This is a genomic window from Streptomyces sp. NPDC003035, from assembly GCF_042888285.1.
GTDB lineage: Bacteria > Actinomycetota > Actinomycetes > Streptomycetales > Streptomycetaceae > Streptomyces.
The window spans coordinates 26,369-43,877 of the sequence record NZ_JBIAPJ010000012.1 but is presented as its reverse complement, the minus strand read 5'-3'; the positions used below and the strand labels follow the sequence as shown (position 1 = coordinate 43,877).

At 69.3% G+C, this 17,509-nt stretch carries 17 protein-coding genes, 1 tRNA gene and 1 pseudogene; 12 read left to right on the top strand and 7 right to left on the bottom strand.

Going from position 1 to position 17,509, the window contains the following annotated elements; genetic code table 11:
• On the top strand, positions 1 to 1,047 hold the full coding sequence (locus ACFYV5_RS31540; protein ID WP_389174117.1) for a rhamnogalacturonan acetylesterase: 1,047 nt from the start codon (positions 1 to 3) through the stop codon (positions 1,045 to 1,047).
• Here ACFYV5_RS31540 and ACFYV5_RS31535 read toward each other — a convergent pair.
• The 3 genes from ACFYV5_RS31535 to ACFYV5_RS31525 form a co-directional block, all read right to left on the bottom strand.
• Positions 998 to 1,624, bottom strand: a complete 627-nt coding sequence (locus ACFYV5_RS31535; RefSeq protein WP_389174114.1) for an MFS transporter — start codon at positions 1,622 to 1,624, stop codon at positions 998 to 1,000. The genes ACFYV5_RS31540 and ACFYV5_RS31535 overlap by 50 nt on opposite strands.
• 77 nt (positions 1,625 to 1,701) lie before the next feature.
• A complete protein-coding gene (locus ACFYV5_RS31530; RefSeq protein ID WP_389174111.1) occupies positions 1,702 to 2,157 on the bottom strand; it encodes a hypothetical protein in 456 nt (151 codons plus the stop codon).
• Complete coding sequence (locus ACFYV5_RS31525; protein WP_389174108.1) at positions 2,154 to 5,051, bottom strand: glycoside hydrolase family 2 TIM barrel-domain containing protein; 2,898 nt, start codon at positions 5,049 to 5,051, stop codon at positions 2,154 to 2,156. Before ACFYV5_RS31525 ends, ACFYV5_RS31530 begins: the two co-directional genes overlap by 4 nt.
• Positions 5,052 to 5,498: 447 nt before the next feature.
• On the opposite strand from ACFYV5_RS31525, the gene ACFYV5_RS31520 reads away from it, so the two are divergent.
• The 8 genes and pseudogenes from ACFYV5_RS31520 to ACFYV5_RS31485 all read left to right on the top strand — a co-directional run.
• Positions 5,499 to 6,026: a DinB family protein gene (locus tag ACFYV5_RS31520; protein WP_389174105.1), complete on the top strand. Its 528-nt coding sequence runs from the start codon at positions 5,499 to 5,501 to the stop codon at positions 6,024 to 6,026.
• A gap of 313 nt (positions 6,027 to 6,339) precedes the next feature.
• The gene (locus ACFYV5_RS31515) at positions 6,340 to 6,798 is read left to right on the top strand and encodes a DUF6228 family protein (RefSeq protein WP_389174102.1); all 459 of its coding nucleotides are present in this window, start codon (positions 6,340 to 6,342) and stop codon (positions 6,796 to 6,798) included.
• Between the two features lie 198 nt (positions 6,799 to 6,996).
• Positions 6,997 to 7,365: a VOC family protein gene (locus ACFYV5_RS31510; RefSeq protein ID WP_389174099.1), complete on the top strand. Its 369-nt coding sequence runs from the start codon at positions 6,997 to 6,999 to the stop codon at positions 7,363 to 7,365.
• 246 nt (positions 7,366 to 7,611) lie between these two features.
• Positions 7,612 to 7,797: a hypothetical protein gene (locus tag ACFYV5_RS31505; protein ID WP_389174097.1), complete on the top strand. Its 186-nt coding sequence runs from the start codon at positions 7,612 to 7,614 to the stop codon at positions 7,795 to 7,797.
• Positions 7,794 to 8,033, top strand: a complete 240-nt coding sequence (locus ACFYV5_RS31500) for a DUF397 domain-containing protein (RefSeq protein WP_389174094.1) — start codon at positions 7,794 to 7,796, stop codon at positions 8,031 to 8,033. Before ACFYV5_RS31505 ends, ACFYV5_RS31500 begins: the two co-directional genes overlap by 4 nt.
• A 151-nt stretch (positions 8,034 to 8,184) precedes the next feature.
• A complete protein-coding gene (locus tag ACFYV5_RS31495) occupies positions 8,185 to 8,865 on the top strand; it encodes a peptidase inhibitor family I36 protein (protein WP_389174091.1) in 681 nt (226 codons plus the stop codon).
• A gap of 2 nt (positions 8,866 to 8,867) precedes the next feature.
• Positions 8,868 to 10,340, top strand: coding sequence for a phosphodiester glycosidase family protein (locus ACFYV5_RS31490; RefSeq protein ID WP_389174088.1), 1,473 nt, complete (start codon positions 8,868 to 8,870; stop codon positions 10,338 to 10,340).
• A gap of 133 nt (positions 10,341 to 10,473) precedes the next feature.
• Positions 10,474 to 10,609, top strand: a pseudogene (locus ACFYV5_RS31485) (IS630 family transposase); the annotation flags it as partial.
• 165 nt (positions 10,610 to 10,774) lie between these two features.
• Here ACFYV5_RS31485 and ACFYV5_RS31480 read toward each other — a convergent pair.
• From ACFYV5_RS31480 to ACFYV5_RS31465, 4 genes are all read right to left on the bottom strand, one after another.
• Positions 10,775 to 12,334: an MFS transporter gene (locus ACFYV5_RS31480; protein ID WP_389174085.1), complete on the bottom strand. Its 1,560-nt coding sequence runs from the start codon at positions 12,332 to 12,334 to the stop codon at positions 10,775 to 10,777.
• A 509-nt stretch (positions 12,335 to 12,843) separates the two neighbouring features.
• On the bottom strand, positions 12,844 to 13,293 hold the full coding sequence (locus ACFYV5_RS31475; RefSeq protein WP_389174082.1) for a hypothetical protein: 450 nt from the start codon (positions 13,291 to 13,293) through the stop codon (positions 12,844 to 12,846).
• Positions 13,294 to 13,360: 67 nt separating this feature from the next.
• Complete coding sequence (locus ACFYV5_RS31470) at positions 13,361 to 15,322, bottom strand: MFS transporter (RefSeq protein WP_389174079.1); 1,962 nt, start codon at positions 15,320 to 15,322, stop codon at positions 13,361 to 13,363.
• A gap of 10 nt (positions 15,323 to 15,332) precedes the next feature.
• Entirely contained in the window at positions 15,333 to 16,040 is a 708-nt protein-coding gene (locus ACFYV5_RS31465; RefSeq protein WP_389174076.1) for a DUF6585 family protein, read from the bottom strand.
• 381 nt (positions 16,041 to 16,421) lie between these two features.
• Between ACFYV5_RS31465 and ACFYV5_RS31460 the strand changes: the two genes are divergently transcribed.
• The 3 genes from ACFYV5_RS31460 (at position 16,422) to ACFYV5_RS31450 (ending at position 17,417) form a co-directional block, all read left to right on the top strand.
• Positions 16,422 to 16,495: transfer RNA gene (locus ACFYV5_RS31460), tRNA-Met, on the top strand.
• Between the two features lie 305 nt (positions 16,496 to 16,800).
• Entirely contained in the window at positions 16,801 to 17,043 is a 243-nt protein-coding gene (locus ACFYV5_RS31455) for a hypothetical protein (RefSeq protein ID WP_355113926.1), read from the top strand.
• Entirely contained in the window at positions 17,043 to 17,417 is a 375-nt protein-coding gene (locus ACFYV5_RS31450) for a toxin Doc (protein ID WP_389174071.1), read from the top strand. Before ACFYV5_RS31455 ends, ACFYV5_RS31450 begins: the two co-directional genes overlap by 1 nt.
• Positions 17,418 to 17,509: the final 92 nt, after the last annotated feature.

The following is a 17,509-nucleotide window of genomic DNA, read 5'->3' as shown; positions in this document are numbered from 1 at the left end:
ATGAGACGCACCACCCTGCTCGTCGCCGCCGCGATCGCCGTCACCGCACTGACCGGCACCCCGGCCCACGCCGACAGCCCGTACGGCCAGGGCCTCGACCACTGCACCCCCGCCGAGTCCGGCCCGCTCGTCTGCCACTTCGACGTGGCGCCCGGAACGTACGACGTCGAGGTCACCCTCGGCGGGGACACCGCCGGGGCCACCTCCGTCACCGGCGAGACCCGCCGCGCCCTGCTGCCCGAGACCTCCACCGGAGCCGGGGAGCGGATCCGGCGCTCCTTCACCGTGGACGTCCGCGAGCCGGAGGGCGAGCCGACCGGACCCGCCGGAAGCCCGGGGCTCGACCTGGCGTTCGGCGGCACGGCGCCCCTGGTGGCCGGCGTGCGGGTCACTCCGGCCCCCGCCGCCCCGCGGATCTTCCTCGTCGGGGACTCCACCGTGTGCGACCAGCCGGGGGAGCCGTACACCGGCTGGGGCCAGCGGCTGCCGCAGTACCTGAAGCGCGGCGTCGCCGTCGCCAACCACGCCGACTCCGGTGAGAGCACCGTCAGCTACCTGGAGAACCCCGCCCTCTTCCCGACCGTCCAGCCCCTGATCCGGCCCGGCGACCCTGTCCTGATCCAGCTCGCCCACAACGACAAGCAGACGGACGCCGAGACCTACCGCGCCAACCTCACCACCCTCGTCGAAGGGGTACGGGAACGGGGCGGCCGGCCCGTGCTCGTGACACCGATCGTGCGCCGCTGGTTCAACGCCGACGGCACCCTGAACAACGGCACCGCCCTGCTCGTCAACGGCCTCGGAGTGGACCACCCGGCCGAGATCAGACGTCTCGCGGCCGGCCTCGGCACCCCGCTGATCGACCTCACCGCCCTCACCAAGGCCCGCGTCGAGGAACTCGGCCCCGAGGCGTCCAAGGCGCTTTATCTGACGGCCGAGAAGCGGGACAACACCCACACCTCGGTCCGCGGGGCCACCGAATACGCGGCCCTGGTCCTCACCGAGCTGCGCGCCCAGCGGATCGTCCCGGAGCGCCTGATCCGCTGAGATCCGGAGCCACCGGGGGCCCGTCGCGCCGACCCGCGTCGGCGCGACGGGCCAGCCACACCGTGACCACCAGACCCGCCGCGGACAGCACGGTCAGGAGCACCGGGACGGACGCGATCCCGGAGACCTCGATCCCCAGACCGAGCAGCGGTGGAGCCGCCACCCCGCCGGCCATCGAGGCGGCGATCACCCACGCCCCGGCGCGCCGGGCCCCCGGCAGCACCCGGTGCAGCCAGGGCAGCCCGGTCGGGAAGACCGGCGCGATGAACAGGCCCACACCGGCGTACGCGACGGGGGCGGCCCCCGGGACCAGCGCGAGCAGCAGACAGCCCGTCATCCCGGCTCCGCACACCGTCAGGATCCGCTCCGGCGAGTACCGCAGCGCCAGCGGCACCACCAGGAACCGGCCGACGGTCATCATCAGCCAGTACACCGAGGTGGCGGAGGCCGCCACGGCCGCCGTGCAGCCGACGGCCTCCAGATGCGTCGGCTCCCAGCCGCCCACCCCCGCCTCGACGCCGACGTTCAGCACGTACAGGACCAGGAAGCCGAGCAGCATCGGCGAGAGCCACGCCACCGGGGACGCCTCGCGTGGCCCCGTGCCGGGCGGCGAGGGCGTCGCGGCCTCGTCCCGTACCCCGCGCGCGCCCGCGATCAGGGCGAGCGACAGCAGCGCGCAGCCCAGAAAGGCGTACCCCCTGTGCCTGGCGACGGGAGGTACCCCACCGCATGGACTCCCTCCTCCGCCTTGCGATCGCACGCGCCAGACGCCGCTCGCTGATCCGGCCTGATCCAAGAGACAGGCCCTGGCGCGAAACCCGCGGCGCCGCCCGCCATCAGCACGTAACCGGCCGTCAGTAACAGCCGGTTGCTGATCCGGGTGTGGACGGCGTCGAAGGCGAGCACGCCCGCGACCCCGCCGGTGAAGTGCAGGCTCAGCGCCAGTCCCGTGGATGCCGGGGACAGGCCGTCCACAGCGCGCAGGGCCGGCACCGCCGGACCGTAGAGCGCCTGGAGGGCGCCGATCAGGACGAAGGCGGCGCAGGCGGCGGCCGCGGCCGGCCGGCTGAAGAGCCGGCCGGCCGCGGGCCGTGCGGCCGTGACGGTCACCCGCCCTCCCCGGCGGTCGCGGTGAAGGTGAGGGAGAACGTGGCGGGGGCGGCGTTCAGCCGGTACGCCGGCAGCACACCGGGGCCGCAGGACTGCGAGCCGATGCCCTGCTGGGCGTGGTCCAAGGTGAGCCAGACCGTGTCTCCCGGCACGAGATCGCTCCGGTGATCCGCCGCGTCGAGATGCTCGCTCGTCCAGCGCCGGGCCGTGAACCAGAACAGGGGATCGCCTTCGACCCGCAAGCCCCTGCTGCCGTCGGTCAGTTCGACCCAGCGGGTGTCGATCCGGGCGCCGTTCTCCTGCGGCCGTACGTACGGCGTCTGGAGCTCGTCGACCGAGGCCCGCCAGCGGCCGAGGCGTGCGGCCGCCCGGGTGTCGGGGTAGGCCTCGCCGGGACCGCCGCCGAACCAGGTCGCCCGGTCCAGGAAGGCCGGAAGACCGAGTCGGACGCCCAGCCGGGGGAGTGGCAGCCGCCACGCGCCCTCGGGGGTGACGGAGACCGAGAGCCGCAGCCTGGTCCCGTCCGAGGTCCAGCGGTACGCGGTGCGCAGCCCCAGGTCCTGGGCCGCGGGCCCCACCCGGGTCCGTACCGTCAGCGCGTCCCCGTCGGTGTCCACCGCGTCGACCCGGTGGCGCATCCGGTGGAGCCCCAGCTCGCGCCAGAGCGGTCCGTGGCGTTCGTCGGGCTGCCACGCCGCACCGTTGTCGTTGTCGGTGGGCGCCCGCCAGACGTCGAGCCGCAGACCGGTCACCGGGACTCCGCCGATGGCCAGCGGCTCGCCCGTCCGGGCGTCGAAGGCGGCGGTGCCGAGCGTGATCCGGCCGGAGTCCCGGACCGGCCGCGCTCCGCACGCGGCCACAGGCGCCACCGGCCCCGACACGGGCACCTGGCCCCAGGCGACCTCGTGGCCCGCCGGCGCCCAGGCGGTCTCGCGGGCGAGCGAGGCCCGTACCGTCCAGGTGCGCTCGGTGGTGTTGTCGTGCCCGGATGGCACAGGCGCCACGGGCGGCACGGGCAGCGGGATGTCGGCGCTCTCCCCGGGGGCGAGCGCGGGCACCGTCAGCGGCCCGCTCCCCGCGCTCTCCCCGTCGACCAGGTACGACCAGGTGAAGGAGAGGCCGGAGAGATCGGCGAAGTCGTGCAGATTGGTGACGCGTACGGTGCCGGCCGTACGGTCTCCCTCGATACGGACCGGCTCGATCACCTTCTTGTACTCGACCAGGCCCGGCGACGGCGTCCGGTCGGGGAAGAGCAGGCCGTCACAGACGAAGTTGCCATCGTGCAGCTCCTCGCCGAAGTCGCCCCCGTAGCCGTGGCCGTACTCCGGGTGGACGAGACCATGGTCGATCCACTCCCAGACGAAGCCGCCCTGACAGCGGTCGTACCGCTCGAAGAGCCGCTGGTAGTCGGCGAGTCCGCCCGGGCCGTTGCCCATGGCGTGCCCGTACTCACAGAGGATGAAGGGGAGTGCGCGCCGGGTCTCCGGCCCGTCGTCCGCGCGGCGGCCGATCTCCTCGACCTCGGCGTGCGGTGGGTACATCCGGGAGTAGACGTCGGTGTCCCGGCACGTGCGGTCGCCCTCGTAGTGGACGAGCCGCGAGGGATCGCGGTCGCGGATCCACCGGGCCATCGCCGTCAGCCCGGCGCCCGTGCCGCACTCGTTGCCCAGCGACCACATGATCACCGAGGGGTGGTTCTTGTCTCGCTCGACCATCCGCGCGGCACGGTCGAGCAGCGCCGGCGTCCAGCGCTCGTCGTCGACCGGATTGGCCCGCCAGTCGAGCAGTTCAAAACCGTGCGTCTCCAGATCGCACTCGTCGATCACCCACAGGCCGTACGCGTCGCACAGCTCCAGGAAGGCGGGGTGCGGCGGGTAGTGGGAGGTGCGGACGGCGTTGATGTTGTGCCGCTTCATCAGTTCCACGTCGTGGCGCATCGTCGCCAGGTCCACGCCGCGGCCGTGCTCGGGGTGGAACTCGTGCCGGTTCACACCCCGGAAGAGGATCCTCCTGCCGTTCACCTTGATCACGCCGTCCTCGACGACGACCGTGCGGAACCCGACGCGCAGCGGTATCCGTTCGCCGCCGACGGCCAGCTCGCCCTCGTACAGCCGGGGCGTCTCGGCCGTCCACGGCTCGACCGCCACCGTCACGGCCTCGCCCGCCACCACGTCGACGCCCAGCTCGGGGACGGTGACCCGGCCGGGCACGTCGCACTCCACGCGGAGGGTGCCGGTCCCGGCCGTGTGGTCGTAGGAGGCGTGCACGAAGAAGTCCCGGGCCGCGCCCTCGGGACGGTGCAGCAGGGTGACGTCACGGAAGATGCCGGGCAGCCACCACTGGTCCTGGTCCTCCAGGTACGAGCCGGACGACCACTGGTGCACACGGACGGCGAGGACGTTGCCGCGCGGCTTCAGCAGAGCACCCACCCCGAACTCGTGCGGCAGCCGGGAGCCCTTGAACTCGCCCAGCTCCACGCCGTTGAGCCAGACCCGGGCCGCCGACTCCACGCCGTCGAAGCGGAGCACCGCGTCGCCCGCCTCCGGCCAGCCGTCCGGCAGGTCGAAGCGGCGCAGATGGTCGCCGGTGGGGTTCTCCGTCGGCACCCGCGGCGGGTCGACCGGGAAGGGGTAGACGACATTGGTGTACGCGGGGAAGCCACGGCCCTTGCCCTGCAGCACCCAGTGGCCCGGCACCGTGATCTCGCCCCAGCCACCGGCGTCGTACCCCTCGGCGGCGAAGGCCTCGTCCTCGGCGTCGGCGGTGGGCGAGAGCCGGAACCTCCAGGTGCCGTCGAGGGACAGGGACGGCGCGTCCGAGCGGCCGTACCAGGCGCGGGGCGGCAGGACGCCGCGGCCGGGCGAGACGTCTTCGTACCAGGGCAGGGTGGACATGGGTCTCCTGAGAGAAGAGAGGGGGGCGGGGGATCGGGGGAGGTCAACGCGCCAGAAAGCGTTTGCCCAGCGGCTTCCCATCCCACCCCGGGGCCGTCACTCGCACAACCCCGGTACGGCCTCGGACTGTTGGACTCTTGGCGCGGCGGTTGGACCATAGTGCTGCTGTCCGCCGGCCCGCCGCCGGACGGCCAGACCGACGGCGCCGTCACCACGACAGCGAGGACCAGAACCGCCCGTCCCTCGACCACGACATCCACGCCGCCCACCAGAACGCCCTCCGCGGGCACTACGGCCGGCGGTTCGCCGACGTGACCGAGCCGATGCGCGCCTACCCCACTCCGACCTGCCCCGGTTCGACCTGCCCCGGTTCCGGAGCATGCTGGTTGAGTCCTCGGGACGGAAACGAGGACAGACGCTGGCCTACACGCCTCCTACGGTCGGTCCATGACCACTTCGTCGTACGACCCAACCCTGCCTCTTCCAGGCGAACGCGGGGAACTGCTCCACGCACTCGCGGAACAGAGGGCGCTCCTGCTGATCACCGCGCGCGATCTCACCGACGCCCAGGCCAGAGAGCGCACGACCGCGAGCGAGCTCACCCTGGGCGGGATCGTCAAACACCTCACCCGGTGCGAGCAGGTGTGGACGCACATCATGGTCAAGGGGGACGGAGAACTGCCGGAGGGCATGCTCGACCTGGAGCAATACCGCATGGTCGAAGGTGAGACGCTCGCTGAGCTGCTGGAGCAGTACGCCGTCGCCGCTCACGGGACCGAGAATGCCGTGGCTGCCCTGCCTGACCTCGACCGGAGCGTGCCCCTTCCCCGGACTCCGTGGTCGCCGCCGCAGACCGTGCACTGGTCAGCGCGCCGGATCCTGCTGCACGTGATCAGAGAGACAGCGCAGCATGCCGGACACGCGGACATCATCCGGGAAGCACTCGACGGGGCGAGCACCACCGCCCAACGGTGATCACCGTTGCCCGGGGATCTCCGAGCAGCCCCATCCGTGCGCGGGATTCGATGTGGTCGAACCAATCCCGCTTCCCATAGGCGGTACACCCTCAAGGGCACCACGCCCCGTCGACCCGGTGGTCGGCGGGGCGGACGGGTCCCGGTCGGGGCACCGGCACCGCCTGCCTTCGAACGCTGGGGTGCTGCTGCTCCGGAAGGAGCGACTGGGAGGCCGGTCAGCAGGCTGTCGCGAGATCGCCGGAGCCGTCCTTCACTCCACCGGCGACGAATCCGAATGACGGCGCACGCGGGGCCGGCCTAGCGTTCCGCCCATGACCTCCCCGGACGACGCCACCCACGACGACGAGCCCAGTGTGACCATCCGCTGCCAGGACTGCACATCCGTCGGCGTGACGTTCTGCGACCGATTCAGCTTCGACGCGGACTCCGTGCACTATGCCGTCGAGCTGCGGGCCCCGGGTCTGACGGCTCGCGTCAACGAGGTCGTCGCCTGGACCTGGGGCAGCGATCTCGCCCCGTTCTTGGAAGAGCTCGCCGCCGACTACCGGGGATGGGACGGTGACCGGAGCTGGGAGACGAACGACGGGGACCTGGCGGTGTCAGCTGTGTTCCGGTCCGGCGGGCACGTCGGGCTGACCTGGACCTTGCGACCGTGGCCGAAGGCCTCCGGCGGCTGGGGCGCATCGGTGACCACCTGGCTGGAGGCCGGCGAGCAGATGGCTTCCCTGGCGGCAGACATCCGGCACTTCCTCGCCGGGGAGCGGCAGTGACATCCGGCATCAGCATCACTGAACCTCCGCCATCTTGAAGTGGCAGGTCAGTGGGGTGGCGTGACCTCGTTTCGGGGTGCTCGTGCAAGTCGTGGGCGGCAGTCTGTGGGGTGGATCGTCCGGCGTGGTGGTCCTGCCGATGACTTCTCCGTCCTCGAACGGTCTACCAGCGACACAACCGTTCTCGACAGGAGTGCCATGTCCACCATCCAGCCGGTGATCGTGACTGCCGACCAGGACGTTCTGCTCGGCTTCTACACGAAATTGTTCGGCGCTGAGGAGATCTTCCGGGTACCGGCGGAAGGCCCGGCCTTCTACCTCGGCTTGCGCATCGGCGACACCGACCTCGGGCTGGTGACCAAGGCGGACCCGGGGACCGGGGCGGCGCCGCGGATCCTGCTCAGCATCGGTGTCGACGACGTCGACGAGACCTTCGGCCGGGTGGAGGCGCTGGGCGGCTCGGTCCGCGGCGGCCCCAACGACATGCCGTGGGGACAGCGCGTCGCCCACATCCAGGACCCCGACGGCAACCCGGTGAACCTCACCCAGCCGATCCCGACCCGGTGACGCTGTTCCGGGGGCATGTGCTGATGTGGGTTAGCAGTGTCGCCCTGTCTGACGCCGCGACGAAGTAGCCGCACCGGCCACGCCTTCCTCCCGCCGACCCTGTGCCCACTGCGCGTCGGTGAATGACACACCCGGGGGCAACGAACAGGCGTCCCTTGCCCTCACCAGGCGCGCTGAGGACCGTTCAACGGAGGTCCGCAGCCCGCACAGTGAGCTCATTCCTTCACTGGCCGCTTCTTTCGGCCCATGCGACTCCTGGAGACTCCGGGGAACGCCTGGTACGCGTACTGCGAGGGCCAGGAGACGGGCCAGTTCGTTTCCGACCCCGACGTGGTCAGCATCCTCCAGAAGAGATATGCCAGGACGCGGGCACAGGTTCTGTCCCCTGAGGAGTCCGTGAGCCTGATGCGGGAGATCCGAGGAACGCTATGAGCACCACTGACCTGGCCTGGTTCAAGAGCAGCTACAGCGGCGGCAGCGGCGACGACTGCATCGAAGTCGCCCAGTTCTGGCACAAGTCGAGCTACAGCAGCGGCGGCGATGGCGACTGCGTCGAGGTTGCCCCCTGCGCCTCCGCCGTCCACGTCCGTGACTCCAAGAACGCCACCGGCCCCCAGTTCTCCGTAGCCCCGGCCGCCTGGACGGAGTTCCTGACCCGCGTCGCCTGAGACGCCTACGCAGTGCGTACCGGCCCCGCCCCCCGGAGGGACGCGGGGCCGGTGCACGTAGGGTCTCGGCGTGAATACGATCAAGAACTCTTTTGGCCGTCTGCCCGTAGTGGGGCTGGCGGTGCTGATGCTGGCCGCATCGTTGGTGTGGTTGCAGGCAGGATCGGCGCAAGCGGCGTACGACAACTGCCCGACCGAGAACTTCTGTCTGTACACCGAGGCCGGTGGGAACGGCGAAATGGTCTCGTTCTCCCTCCAGGGCGGTCCCGTCCTGGACTACAAGGCTGAGGCGGCCCTGACCGGGAAGACCTTCGTGTCCTTCCGCAACAACACGACCTCGTGGGCCTGTCTGTACGACGGCCCGAGCTACGGCGGGGGCAAGATGCAGTCCGTCCGGCCCGGGCACCTCGGGGGTGACCTGCCCAAGGACGAGGGCGTTCAGGAGGTGGTTCCCGCCTCGCACAAGTTCGCCAAGTCCAAGCCGGGTTGCAGGACCGGGTTCGAACGCTGCCAGGCCACCCGTCTGTGCATCTTCCAGGGTCCCAGCGGGCGCGGTGTGGCCGCGGGGACGACCGAGCCCGATGTGCTGCCCGACGGGGTGACCGGCAACAAGGACTACTCGGCGACCTGGGACGACAAGGTCGTGTCCGTCTCCAACCGGTCGCACAAGTTCGCCTGCTTCTACGACGGGGCCGGCTACGGAGCATGGCACATCGGCACCTGGACCATGCGGGCGTACGTCGTTCCGCCCGGGCAGGAGACGACTCTTCCCACGCTCTACCAGCGACAGATCAGCTCCCACAAGCTCGCCGACGCGGAATCGAAGTGCTGACCATGGAGAAGAAGAACACCACGCGTCGCCGTATCACGGCCGTGTCCGTCGCCTTGGCGACGCTGGCTCTGACGCAGTCCACGGCGACCGCCGTGAACGACCCCTCGGCCAACAAGATCGCGTCGATACTGGACGGTCTGACGGCCCACCCCGAGACCGTGACGGAGGGGATCGAGCGGACGACGTACTCCAGCGCGTCCTCCGATCTCGTCGTCCGCGTGGCGGTCATCGACCCCGACATGGGCGCGATCTCGCTGGGCAGCACGTTCGGTACGGCGGTCGGGGTGAAGGAGACCACCACCGCGATGCTGGACACCGTCGGAACGACTGGGAACGACGCTCCCTACGTCGGCGTCAACAGCAGTTTCTCCGTCGCCGCCAAGGACCAGGAGGCAGACGGGGATGCGATCCGCGAGGAGCGGTCCATCCCGATGATGCTCTCCGTCCAAGAGGACGTCATCCAGGGGGCGTCCTGCAGGAGAGGACAGAACGCGGTCGTACTCCAGCACGGGCGGCCCCACTTCACCAGGATCACGACCTCGATCGAGATCACGTCCGACAAGAAGACCCCGGGCACGACCGACGACGTCAAGCGCACCGTCGACGGTCTCAACCGCTACCCGGGCTGGATCCCGTTCTGCCAGCAGGAATCCAGCGACAGGGCCCTTCCCGCCGAGAGGGACGCCACCGGCAAGGTCCTCTACTACAAAGACGAGAACGGCCGGGCGCTGAAGAGCGGCCCCTACTACGAGGACGACAGCGAGATCGTCGTCTTCACCTCCGCGTACGGCCAGAAGACCCCGTATCCCGAGCACACGCCCTTCGTGGCGGCGGACAACGCCGAGGGAGTCGAGGTCGCCGTCGACAAGGACGGCTACGTCATCGCGGTGAAGCCCACGCGAGGCGGCATGGACATCCCTCCGAACGGCAAGGTGCTCCAGGGGATCGGCCTGACGCAGGCTGACGGCGGAGCAAAGTGGCTCACCGAGAACGTAGAGGTGGGAACGAAGCTCAGCTACGCGCAGAGCGCCAAGGACATCGGCTTCACCGATGAGACGACCGACGACGAGGACATCCCTCTCAACCCGGCGTATCCGTCCGTCGACGTGATCAACGGCACGCACCAACTGATGCGCAACGGCGAGGTCGTGGCCACAGTGAGCTCCAACACCGGCCTGGACCCCCGTACCGCCATCGGTGTGGACGGCTGGGGGCGCACCATCCTCGTCGCCGTCACGGCCAAGGCCCAGGATCGGCTCGGTGTGCCGATCTACGACCTGGCGAAGATCATGGAGGACCTCGGGGCCGTGGACGCGCTGAATCTGGACGGCGGCGGGTCCACGACGTTCGTCGTCGACGGCGAGGTCAAGAACATCCTTGCCGACGAGGTGGACGGGAAGGGAGTCGAACGCCCGGTGTACGACAGCGTCTACGCCGGACGAGGCGGCTACGCACTGCCGGCCACCGCGAACTGACCCGCGTGGCCTGAGGCTCGTGCGTCACGCCGTGCGTACCGGCTCCGCTGCCCCCCCGAGGGGCGCGGGGCCGGTACGCGCACGCGTACACCAGCGCGAGCGCTCCCGCCCCCCACGCCCCGTACCCGATCGCCGGTTCCAGGCCGAACTCGCCGCGGAAACACGTCGCTTCATTTTGCAGACGCCAGCGCCAACCGCACATCGTCCGCGGCTATTTCAGCGGCCCGCACGTCCGCTACGTCCTGGACGAGAACCCCATGAGTTTCTGATCAATAACACGATCGCGGTGCTGACACGGACTGGGCGCAGCCCGAGGCGCTTCTCGCGAGCGCAGACGCTTGGCGACATGCGCCGCATGTGCCCGCTGAGCTGCGGAAGCTGGTATGTGATGCTGCCCTGCGGCGGGCCTGATCCTGGGTTCTGCCATCACACTCTCAGACGGAGCTGCGGGCCTCTTCGTCGTCCGGCTCCGGTATCGGACCCTTCTTCTTTCCGGCAGGCAAGGTCATCAGCAGCACAGCCGCTCCGAGGAGTGCGATGACCGCGATCCAGCCCGCGCCGATGTGCATAGCATGGATAAACGCATTATCGGCAGCCTGAGCAAGAGCGGGCCGGTGGATAACGGTGGCGACATGGCGGGCCTGTTCGGCGGAAACTCGCGCCTGATCCTGCACCGGACCGGGTGCGCCCTCCAGTGAAGGTTCGATCGCACGCCGGTACACGATCGACATGATCGTGCCGCCTACTGCGATTCCGATCACACTGCCGGTTTGTCGCACGGTGTTGGTGACGGCCGATCCTGCACCGGCCTGTTCCAACGGCAGGTCGCTGATCAATGCGGCCGTAACGGGGCCGATCACCATGCCGACCGAGAGACCCTGTATCAACAACAGGATCTCGATCCAGACGAGTGGAGTTTGGAGTCCGAGGAACCCGTACCCGCCCATGGTCAGCGCAGCCACGGTCAGCGCCGGCACGGTGACAAGCCGCAGCGACAGGCGGCGAACCAGGCGCGAGGCAAGGGGCGCCCCCGCGAGCGCGCCGAATGCGGTCGGGATATTGGCCAAACCCGCCTTCATCGGTGAAAACCCGAGCGCGCCCTGCAGGTAGAACGCATTGTAGAAGGTGATGGCGGCCACACCGAAGAGCAGTAATCCGAGCGCCACATTTCCGCCAGCGAAGGTGCGTTGCGCGAACAGTCGCGGATCAAAGCTGGGCACCTTGACACGCAGTTCGACGAGTACGAAAACGACCAGGAGAACCAGTCCGACAACGATCGGTGCCCAGACGTCAGTACGACTCCATGCCGCCACCTGCCCTGCCCGGATCAGCCCGTAGGCCAACGCCACGAGCCCACTGATCGACAGCAACATTCCAGCGGGGTCCAGTGGTCGCAGAGTGGGGCTACGGAAATTCGGAACCAGCACCGCGAGCCCGACCAGCGCCAATGCTGCGACCGGGACATTGATCAGAAAGACCGAGCCCCACCAGAAATGGTCGAGCAGGAACCCCGCCAGCACCGGTCCGGCGGCCATTCCGACTCCGGCCGACGTCGAGAAAATGCCGATCGCGGCAGCCCGTGCGGGGCCGGTAAAGGTCCATATAAGGATGGCCATCATGGCCGGCGTGATCAGCGCGCTGCCCACACCCATCGCAGCTCGAGCCGCAATCAGCTGGCCCGCATCGGTTGCGTACGCCGCCCATAGCGAGGACCCGGCGAAGATCACCAACCCACTGGAAAACACAGTCCGGTGACCGAACCGATCGCCCAATGCGCCTGCACTGAACATCAATGTGGCGAAGGCCAGAGTGTACGAACCGGTCGCCCATTGCAGCTGACCGGGATTGGCCGCCAGTCCACGGACCGGGTCTGCAAGGGTCTCCAGCGTAGTACTCAGGACGGTATTGTCCAGCCAAATCAGCAGCGAACAGAGCATCAGAACGGAAAGAATCAACTGATGCCGGAACTTCGGCAACATTGGAGGCGCGGTCATGAATACCTTCGGATGTCGATCGGCGGGAACCTGAACGACTGGACCATAAGCAAACCCCACGACGCCGTCAACCTCGGAGCTTCTTGTCGATACTGTTGCGAATGAACGGACTGCGTGCCCTCTGCCGGATTTGCGGACTGAGCAACTTTGTGCCCTCTGGCGGATTTGCGCGTTGAACAATTTCATGGCTTCCGAGGTTGCGGCTGGGTGAATTTCATGCCCTCGAGTGAGTTATCGCTGACGCTTTACCGAGCCATTTCTGCGTCACTCAACACGGCCTTCAGAACTCAGTCCCGGCGGATCGGGGGACGCGGAGCGAACCGGGGTTCGCCTCGCCCTCCAACGCAGCGGTGAAGCGGGCCGAGCCGCTTGCTCGTGCCGGTGTATCGGCCGCCGGCGGCGTTGATTCCCAGGAAGTCGGCAGCGTCTTCCATGGAGCCGCCCACCCACTGAACGAGCAGGACGGCACCGAGACTGCGCAGGCGGCTGCCGCCCCCTGGTTCGGCGGTTCATGGACGGACCCACGAGCGGATTGCCGCTGCGGTGACGGTGCCTCTTCGCGCGTCGAATGCCGCCTGGAACGCCTCCGCCGTGGGGGCTATGACAACCGCCTTCGCCTGGAGATCCGCAGGAAGATGACGGCGGTCGTCCTCGTGGAAGATCAGCGCGCCGCCGCTCTGGGGCACGATCGAGGCCCCGAGGGCCGCCGCCAGCCGGGCAAGTACGCCGAGCATCGCGCCACGGGCGAAGTGCGTCGCTGTCACGCACGACATCCCGGCCTCGTTCTGGGACTCGTGGTAAAGGTCCGCCTCACCCCCGTCCTCCGCGCGGAGCTGGGAGAAGCCTCCCTCCGGGCCGCCCGCCACCACGTACGGCTCCGTCACCTGTCGGAACCGTTCGGCGTCCAGGGCGACGACCTCGCCGTCCACGAACCGGAGCAGGAAGACGCTGTAACTCACGGACACAGTGTGCCGTCGTCATGATCCGCCTCACACCACGGCCACCCGCCCGCACGTAAGCCTCAGGCTAGTAGTGGTAAACCCCCATGGCCACGAGCAGGGCGAAGACGACGGCGTTGGCCAGGACCGTCGCGAGGAAGTACCCGAGGGGTGCCGGGACTTTGATGCCGGAGGGCGAAGCAAGTGCGCCGGCCGTCCTGGTCTGCCACCACACGAAGGCCACAAGCAGGATGACGGCCGTCGGAGGCAGGATGACCGCCTGGCCCGTGAAGTGCGGAACGGCCCCACTGATACCGGCGATCCCGCCCGTACCGAGCAGGACGCCGAGCAGATCGAATCGAGCGCCGATGCGGCCCGGGTGGTCGTGCACCAGGGCCGCCGCTCCGATCACGGCGACCACGGCGAAGGGGATTCCGGCGAACAGGCACCAACGCCAGTTCAGGCTCATCGGAAGCAAAAAGACCGCCATCAAGCCGAGCGCCGGGCCGCTGCCCGCGATCGCGACGTAGATCCCGAAAGCCTTGCGGCGTTCCCGCGGGTCGGTGAAGGAGGTGGACACCAGGAGGGGCGCGGACGACGAGATGAGCCCGGCGAAGGCGCCCTGCAGAGCGCGGCCCGCGGTCCACATGCCGGAAGAGGTCGCCATGCCGCCGATCGCGGCAGCCACCGCGAATCCGAGCAGGCCGACCATCAGCATCCTCTTGCGGCCTATGAGGTCCGCGATGCGGGCGCCGAACAGCAGCAGCCCGAGGAAGGCCAGCACATAGGCGATGGGCATCACGTCCAGGTAAACGGTGGACGACACCTTCACGCCGTCGACGGGAAGCCCCAGGTCCCCCTCGGCGCCGCTCCACATCATCGCCGTGTTGGAGTACGTCGCATCGATCAGCACGATCAGTTGCGCCAGACCGAGCACCAGCAGTGCCCACCAGCGCTTGGGATGCGGGGCCACCGGGTCGGGGAGGTGGGCTGGGGTAGCGGGTGCGCCCCAGACGCCGGGCGGCGGGCCCGGGGGAGTACCGAAGACGGGTGCGGCCCCGGCGTGTGCGGGGGCCGTCGGGGCGTACGCGGGCGGCGGAGGCAGCGGCTGGGCGGGCTGGACGCGAGGGCCCGGGCGGGCGGCGGGTGCGGCGGGGGTGTAATCCAGCAGATGAGCGGCGCGTCGGCCGAGTTGAGCCAGTACCGACCCCGGCAGCCACTCACCGGCCTGGTCGGTCGCCGTGCGCGCGGCCACCTCTTGGGGAGTGGGCCGCTTGGCAGGATCCTTGTGCAGACATGCGCGTACGAGATCGACGAGCGAGTCCGGTACGCCGGTCAGGTCCGCCTCCTCCTCGGCGATCCGGAAGAGGTGGGCGTTGAGGCCGGTCTCCGTGGCGCCGAACAGGAGGCGTCCGGTGGCGGCGTAGACGAGGAGCGCCCCCAGGCAGAACACGTCGGACGCCGGGGTGAGTTCGAGGCCGCGCACCTGCTCCGGCGACATGAAGCCGGGTGAGCCGATCAGCATGCCGGTGCGGGTGTGCAGGCTGTCCCCGGCCAGGCTGTCCATCGCCCGCGCGATGCCGAAGTCGATGACGCGAGGCCCGTCCACGGTGACCAGGACGTTCGACGGCTTGAGGTCCCGATGGATCAGGCCCGCCTCGTGCACGGCCTGCAGGGCGAGGGCGAGGCGGTTGGCGAGGGTACGGACCGACCGCTCGGGCAACGGCCCGAAGTCCTGGGCCACGACGGTGGTCAGGTCGGGCCCCGGGATGTACTGGGTCGCCACCCACGGCACGGCGGCCTCGGTGTCGGCGTCCAGGACGTCGGCCGTCCAGGATCCGCCCACCCGCCGGGCCGCCGCCACCTCGCGGGCGAACCGCCTGCGGAACTCGGGGTGCTGGACGTGTTCGGCCTGGACGACCTTGACGGCGACCGTACGTCCTACATCGGAGCGGCCCAGGTAGACCAGGCCCATTCCGCCCGCGCCGAGACGGGCGATCAGGCGGTATGGGCCGATGTGTGCGGGGTCCTCCCCCGTCAGGTGTTCCACGGTGGAGAGGTCAGCCCTTCAGGTGGGGGCTCAGATGCCGGCACAGCTTCATGAAGAGGTCGAGGTTGGGGATCTGGAACGCCTTCGCCATTTCCGGAGCCGTCGACCTTCTCTGGGAACCGTTGAACATCAGGGTGCCGGTGTGGAGGCCGAGTTCGGTGAGCTCTGACCAGGCGACCGAGTACTTCTTGTCCGAGACGCCCTGCTGATCGACCATGTACGGACCGAAGTTCACCCTGTCGCCCCGCTGAAGGCGCGAGACCGTTCCGGGCAGCTGGGCGCGGGTGACGCACTCCTGGATGTGGTCACCCCACATGTGCGGGTAGAGGAACCCGGCGCCGTTCACCCACGAGGTGATACCGAGAGCCGCCTTGTCGGACTTGAACAAGGGGGGTCTGCCGAACCCTATGTTCAGGGCGCTCCCCGCCGGGTCGATCAGCGTCGAGCAAGCGTCTGATGCGCCGCCGTTGACGGTGGTGCGGTACTGCAGGACGCGTACGGTCCCCCAGTCGTACGTGGCCGTAAAGCCATCCGGCGCCGTGACGATCAGGCCACCCGTGAAGAAGTAGAGCCTCCAGTCCCGCCACTTCCTCCACCCGAAGCCCTGCTTCGTCGCGAGCGTGTCGACCCAGTCACCCACGCCGGTTCGGGCGGCGAGAGCAGCGATGGACGCGGGCGGCCGCTCGGTGCGGATGTGCTCGATCTCGTCCTTGGCCATGTGACGATCCCCCCGGATAGACGTCGGAGACCCTAAGGTAGAACACATATCCAAGGCATCGGTATGGATTGCCACGGTGCGGCGTCGGAGCAATCCAAGGCTTTCCTTCGTGGACCGAGTCTCGGCCGGCACGCTCTCCATGCGGTCTCCGGCGCCGGCCTGCGAGGGCGGGCTGCGTCCCCGCTCGCCGAGGACGAGTACCGGCAGACCTGCGAGACCTGCGAGACCTGCGAGACCTGCGAGACCTGCGAGACCTGCGGAGCAAACCCTTGGCGTGACCCGGGCGGGGCCGACCTTCACGGAATCGGGGACAGGGTGGGTGGGTGCGGGCCGGGTGAAAATCCTTCGCGGGATCTCGCGTTGGCGTTCTACAGTGAAGGCCGCCGGGTGGAGCAGTTCGGTAGCTCGCTGGGCTCATAACCCAGAGGTCGCGGGTTCGAATCCCGCCTCGGCCACGAAGGAGTCGGGCCCGCCGCGCAGTATGCGGCGGGCCCGACCGCATACTCAGGCCGCCCCTCACCACGGGGCGCTCGCATCTGCCCCTGGGAGTTCGAGCACGGCCGCACCGATGGGCCCTCACTGAAGTCCTGCGTGCGAACACTGGGTGATGCCCGTGCTCGCGGACGTCACGTTCGTTGCCACGCACGGGCCGCGAATGGACACCGGCAGGAGGACTGCCGGCGTCGTCGCCGGCGCCGCGCCGTAACCCCACCTCGGCGGTCTCTGGCCGCGTCGGTACCTGCTAGGTACCATCTGCGGTATGCCGTCCTTGAACGTCACCTTCACCGACGAGGAGTTGGAGGAGGTCCGCGCCGCCGCGGCCGCCGAAGGCAAGTCCCTCAAGCAGTACGTCCACGACCTGCCGCTGCGTGAGCGTCAACGCCGCCAGTTCGTCCGCTACGCGGTCTCCTGGGGTGAGGCGCACCGGGACGAGTTCGACGACGCCTTCCCCGACGAAGCGCGGCCCTCCGCACGCCACCGGTCGGGGGCGGACGCCGCCTGATGATCCTCCACATCGACGTCCCCTGGCTCCTGGACGTCCAGGAGCAGGCTGTGCCCGAAGACGTCAGCGTCGCCGACTACTCCGCTCTCGTCGCCGCCGTGGCCCGTCACAAGACCCGCGTCCCCCGCCCCGCCATGTCCGAGCCGGACCCCGCCTGGCGCGCCGCAGCCCTCCTGCACACGGTGATCAGGCTGCAGCCGCTGCCGTACCGCAACAGCCTTTACGCCTGTCAGGTCGCGGCTGCCTACATGCACGCCTCCGGCGAGGACATCGACCCCCCGTACGGCGCCATGGTCGAGCTCGTCCGCGACATCCAGGCCGGCAAGGCCGGCGTCTACGAGGCAGCGGACCGCATCCGCACCTGGTGCGTCTGACCCACCCGTGTGCCCAGTGTGGCTGAGGTCCGAGTGGGGACGCCCCGCCTCCGCGTACCAGCCGATCGCCGAGCACCGCACCAGACCTGATT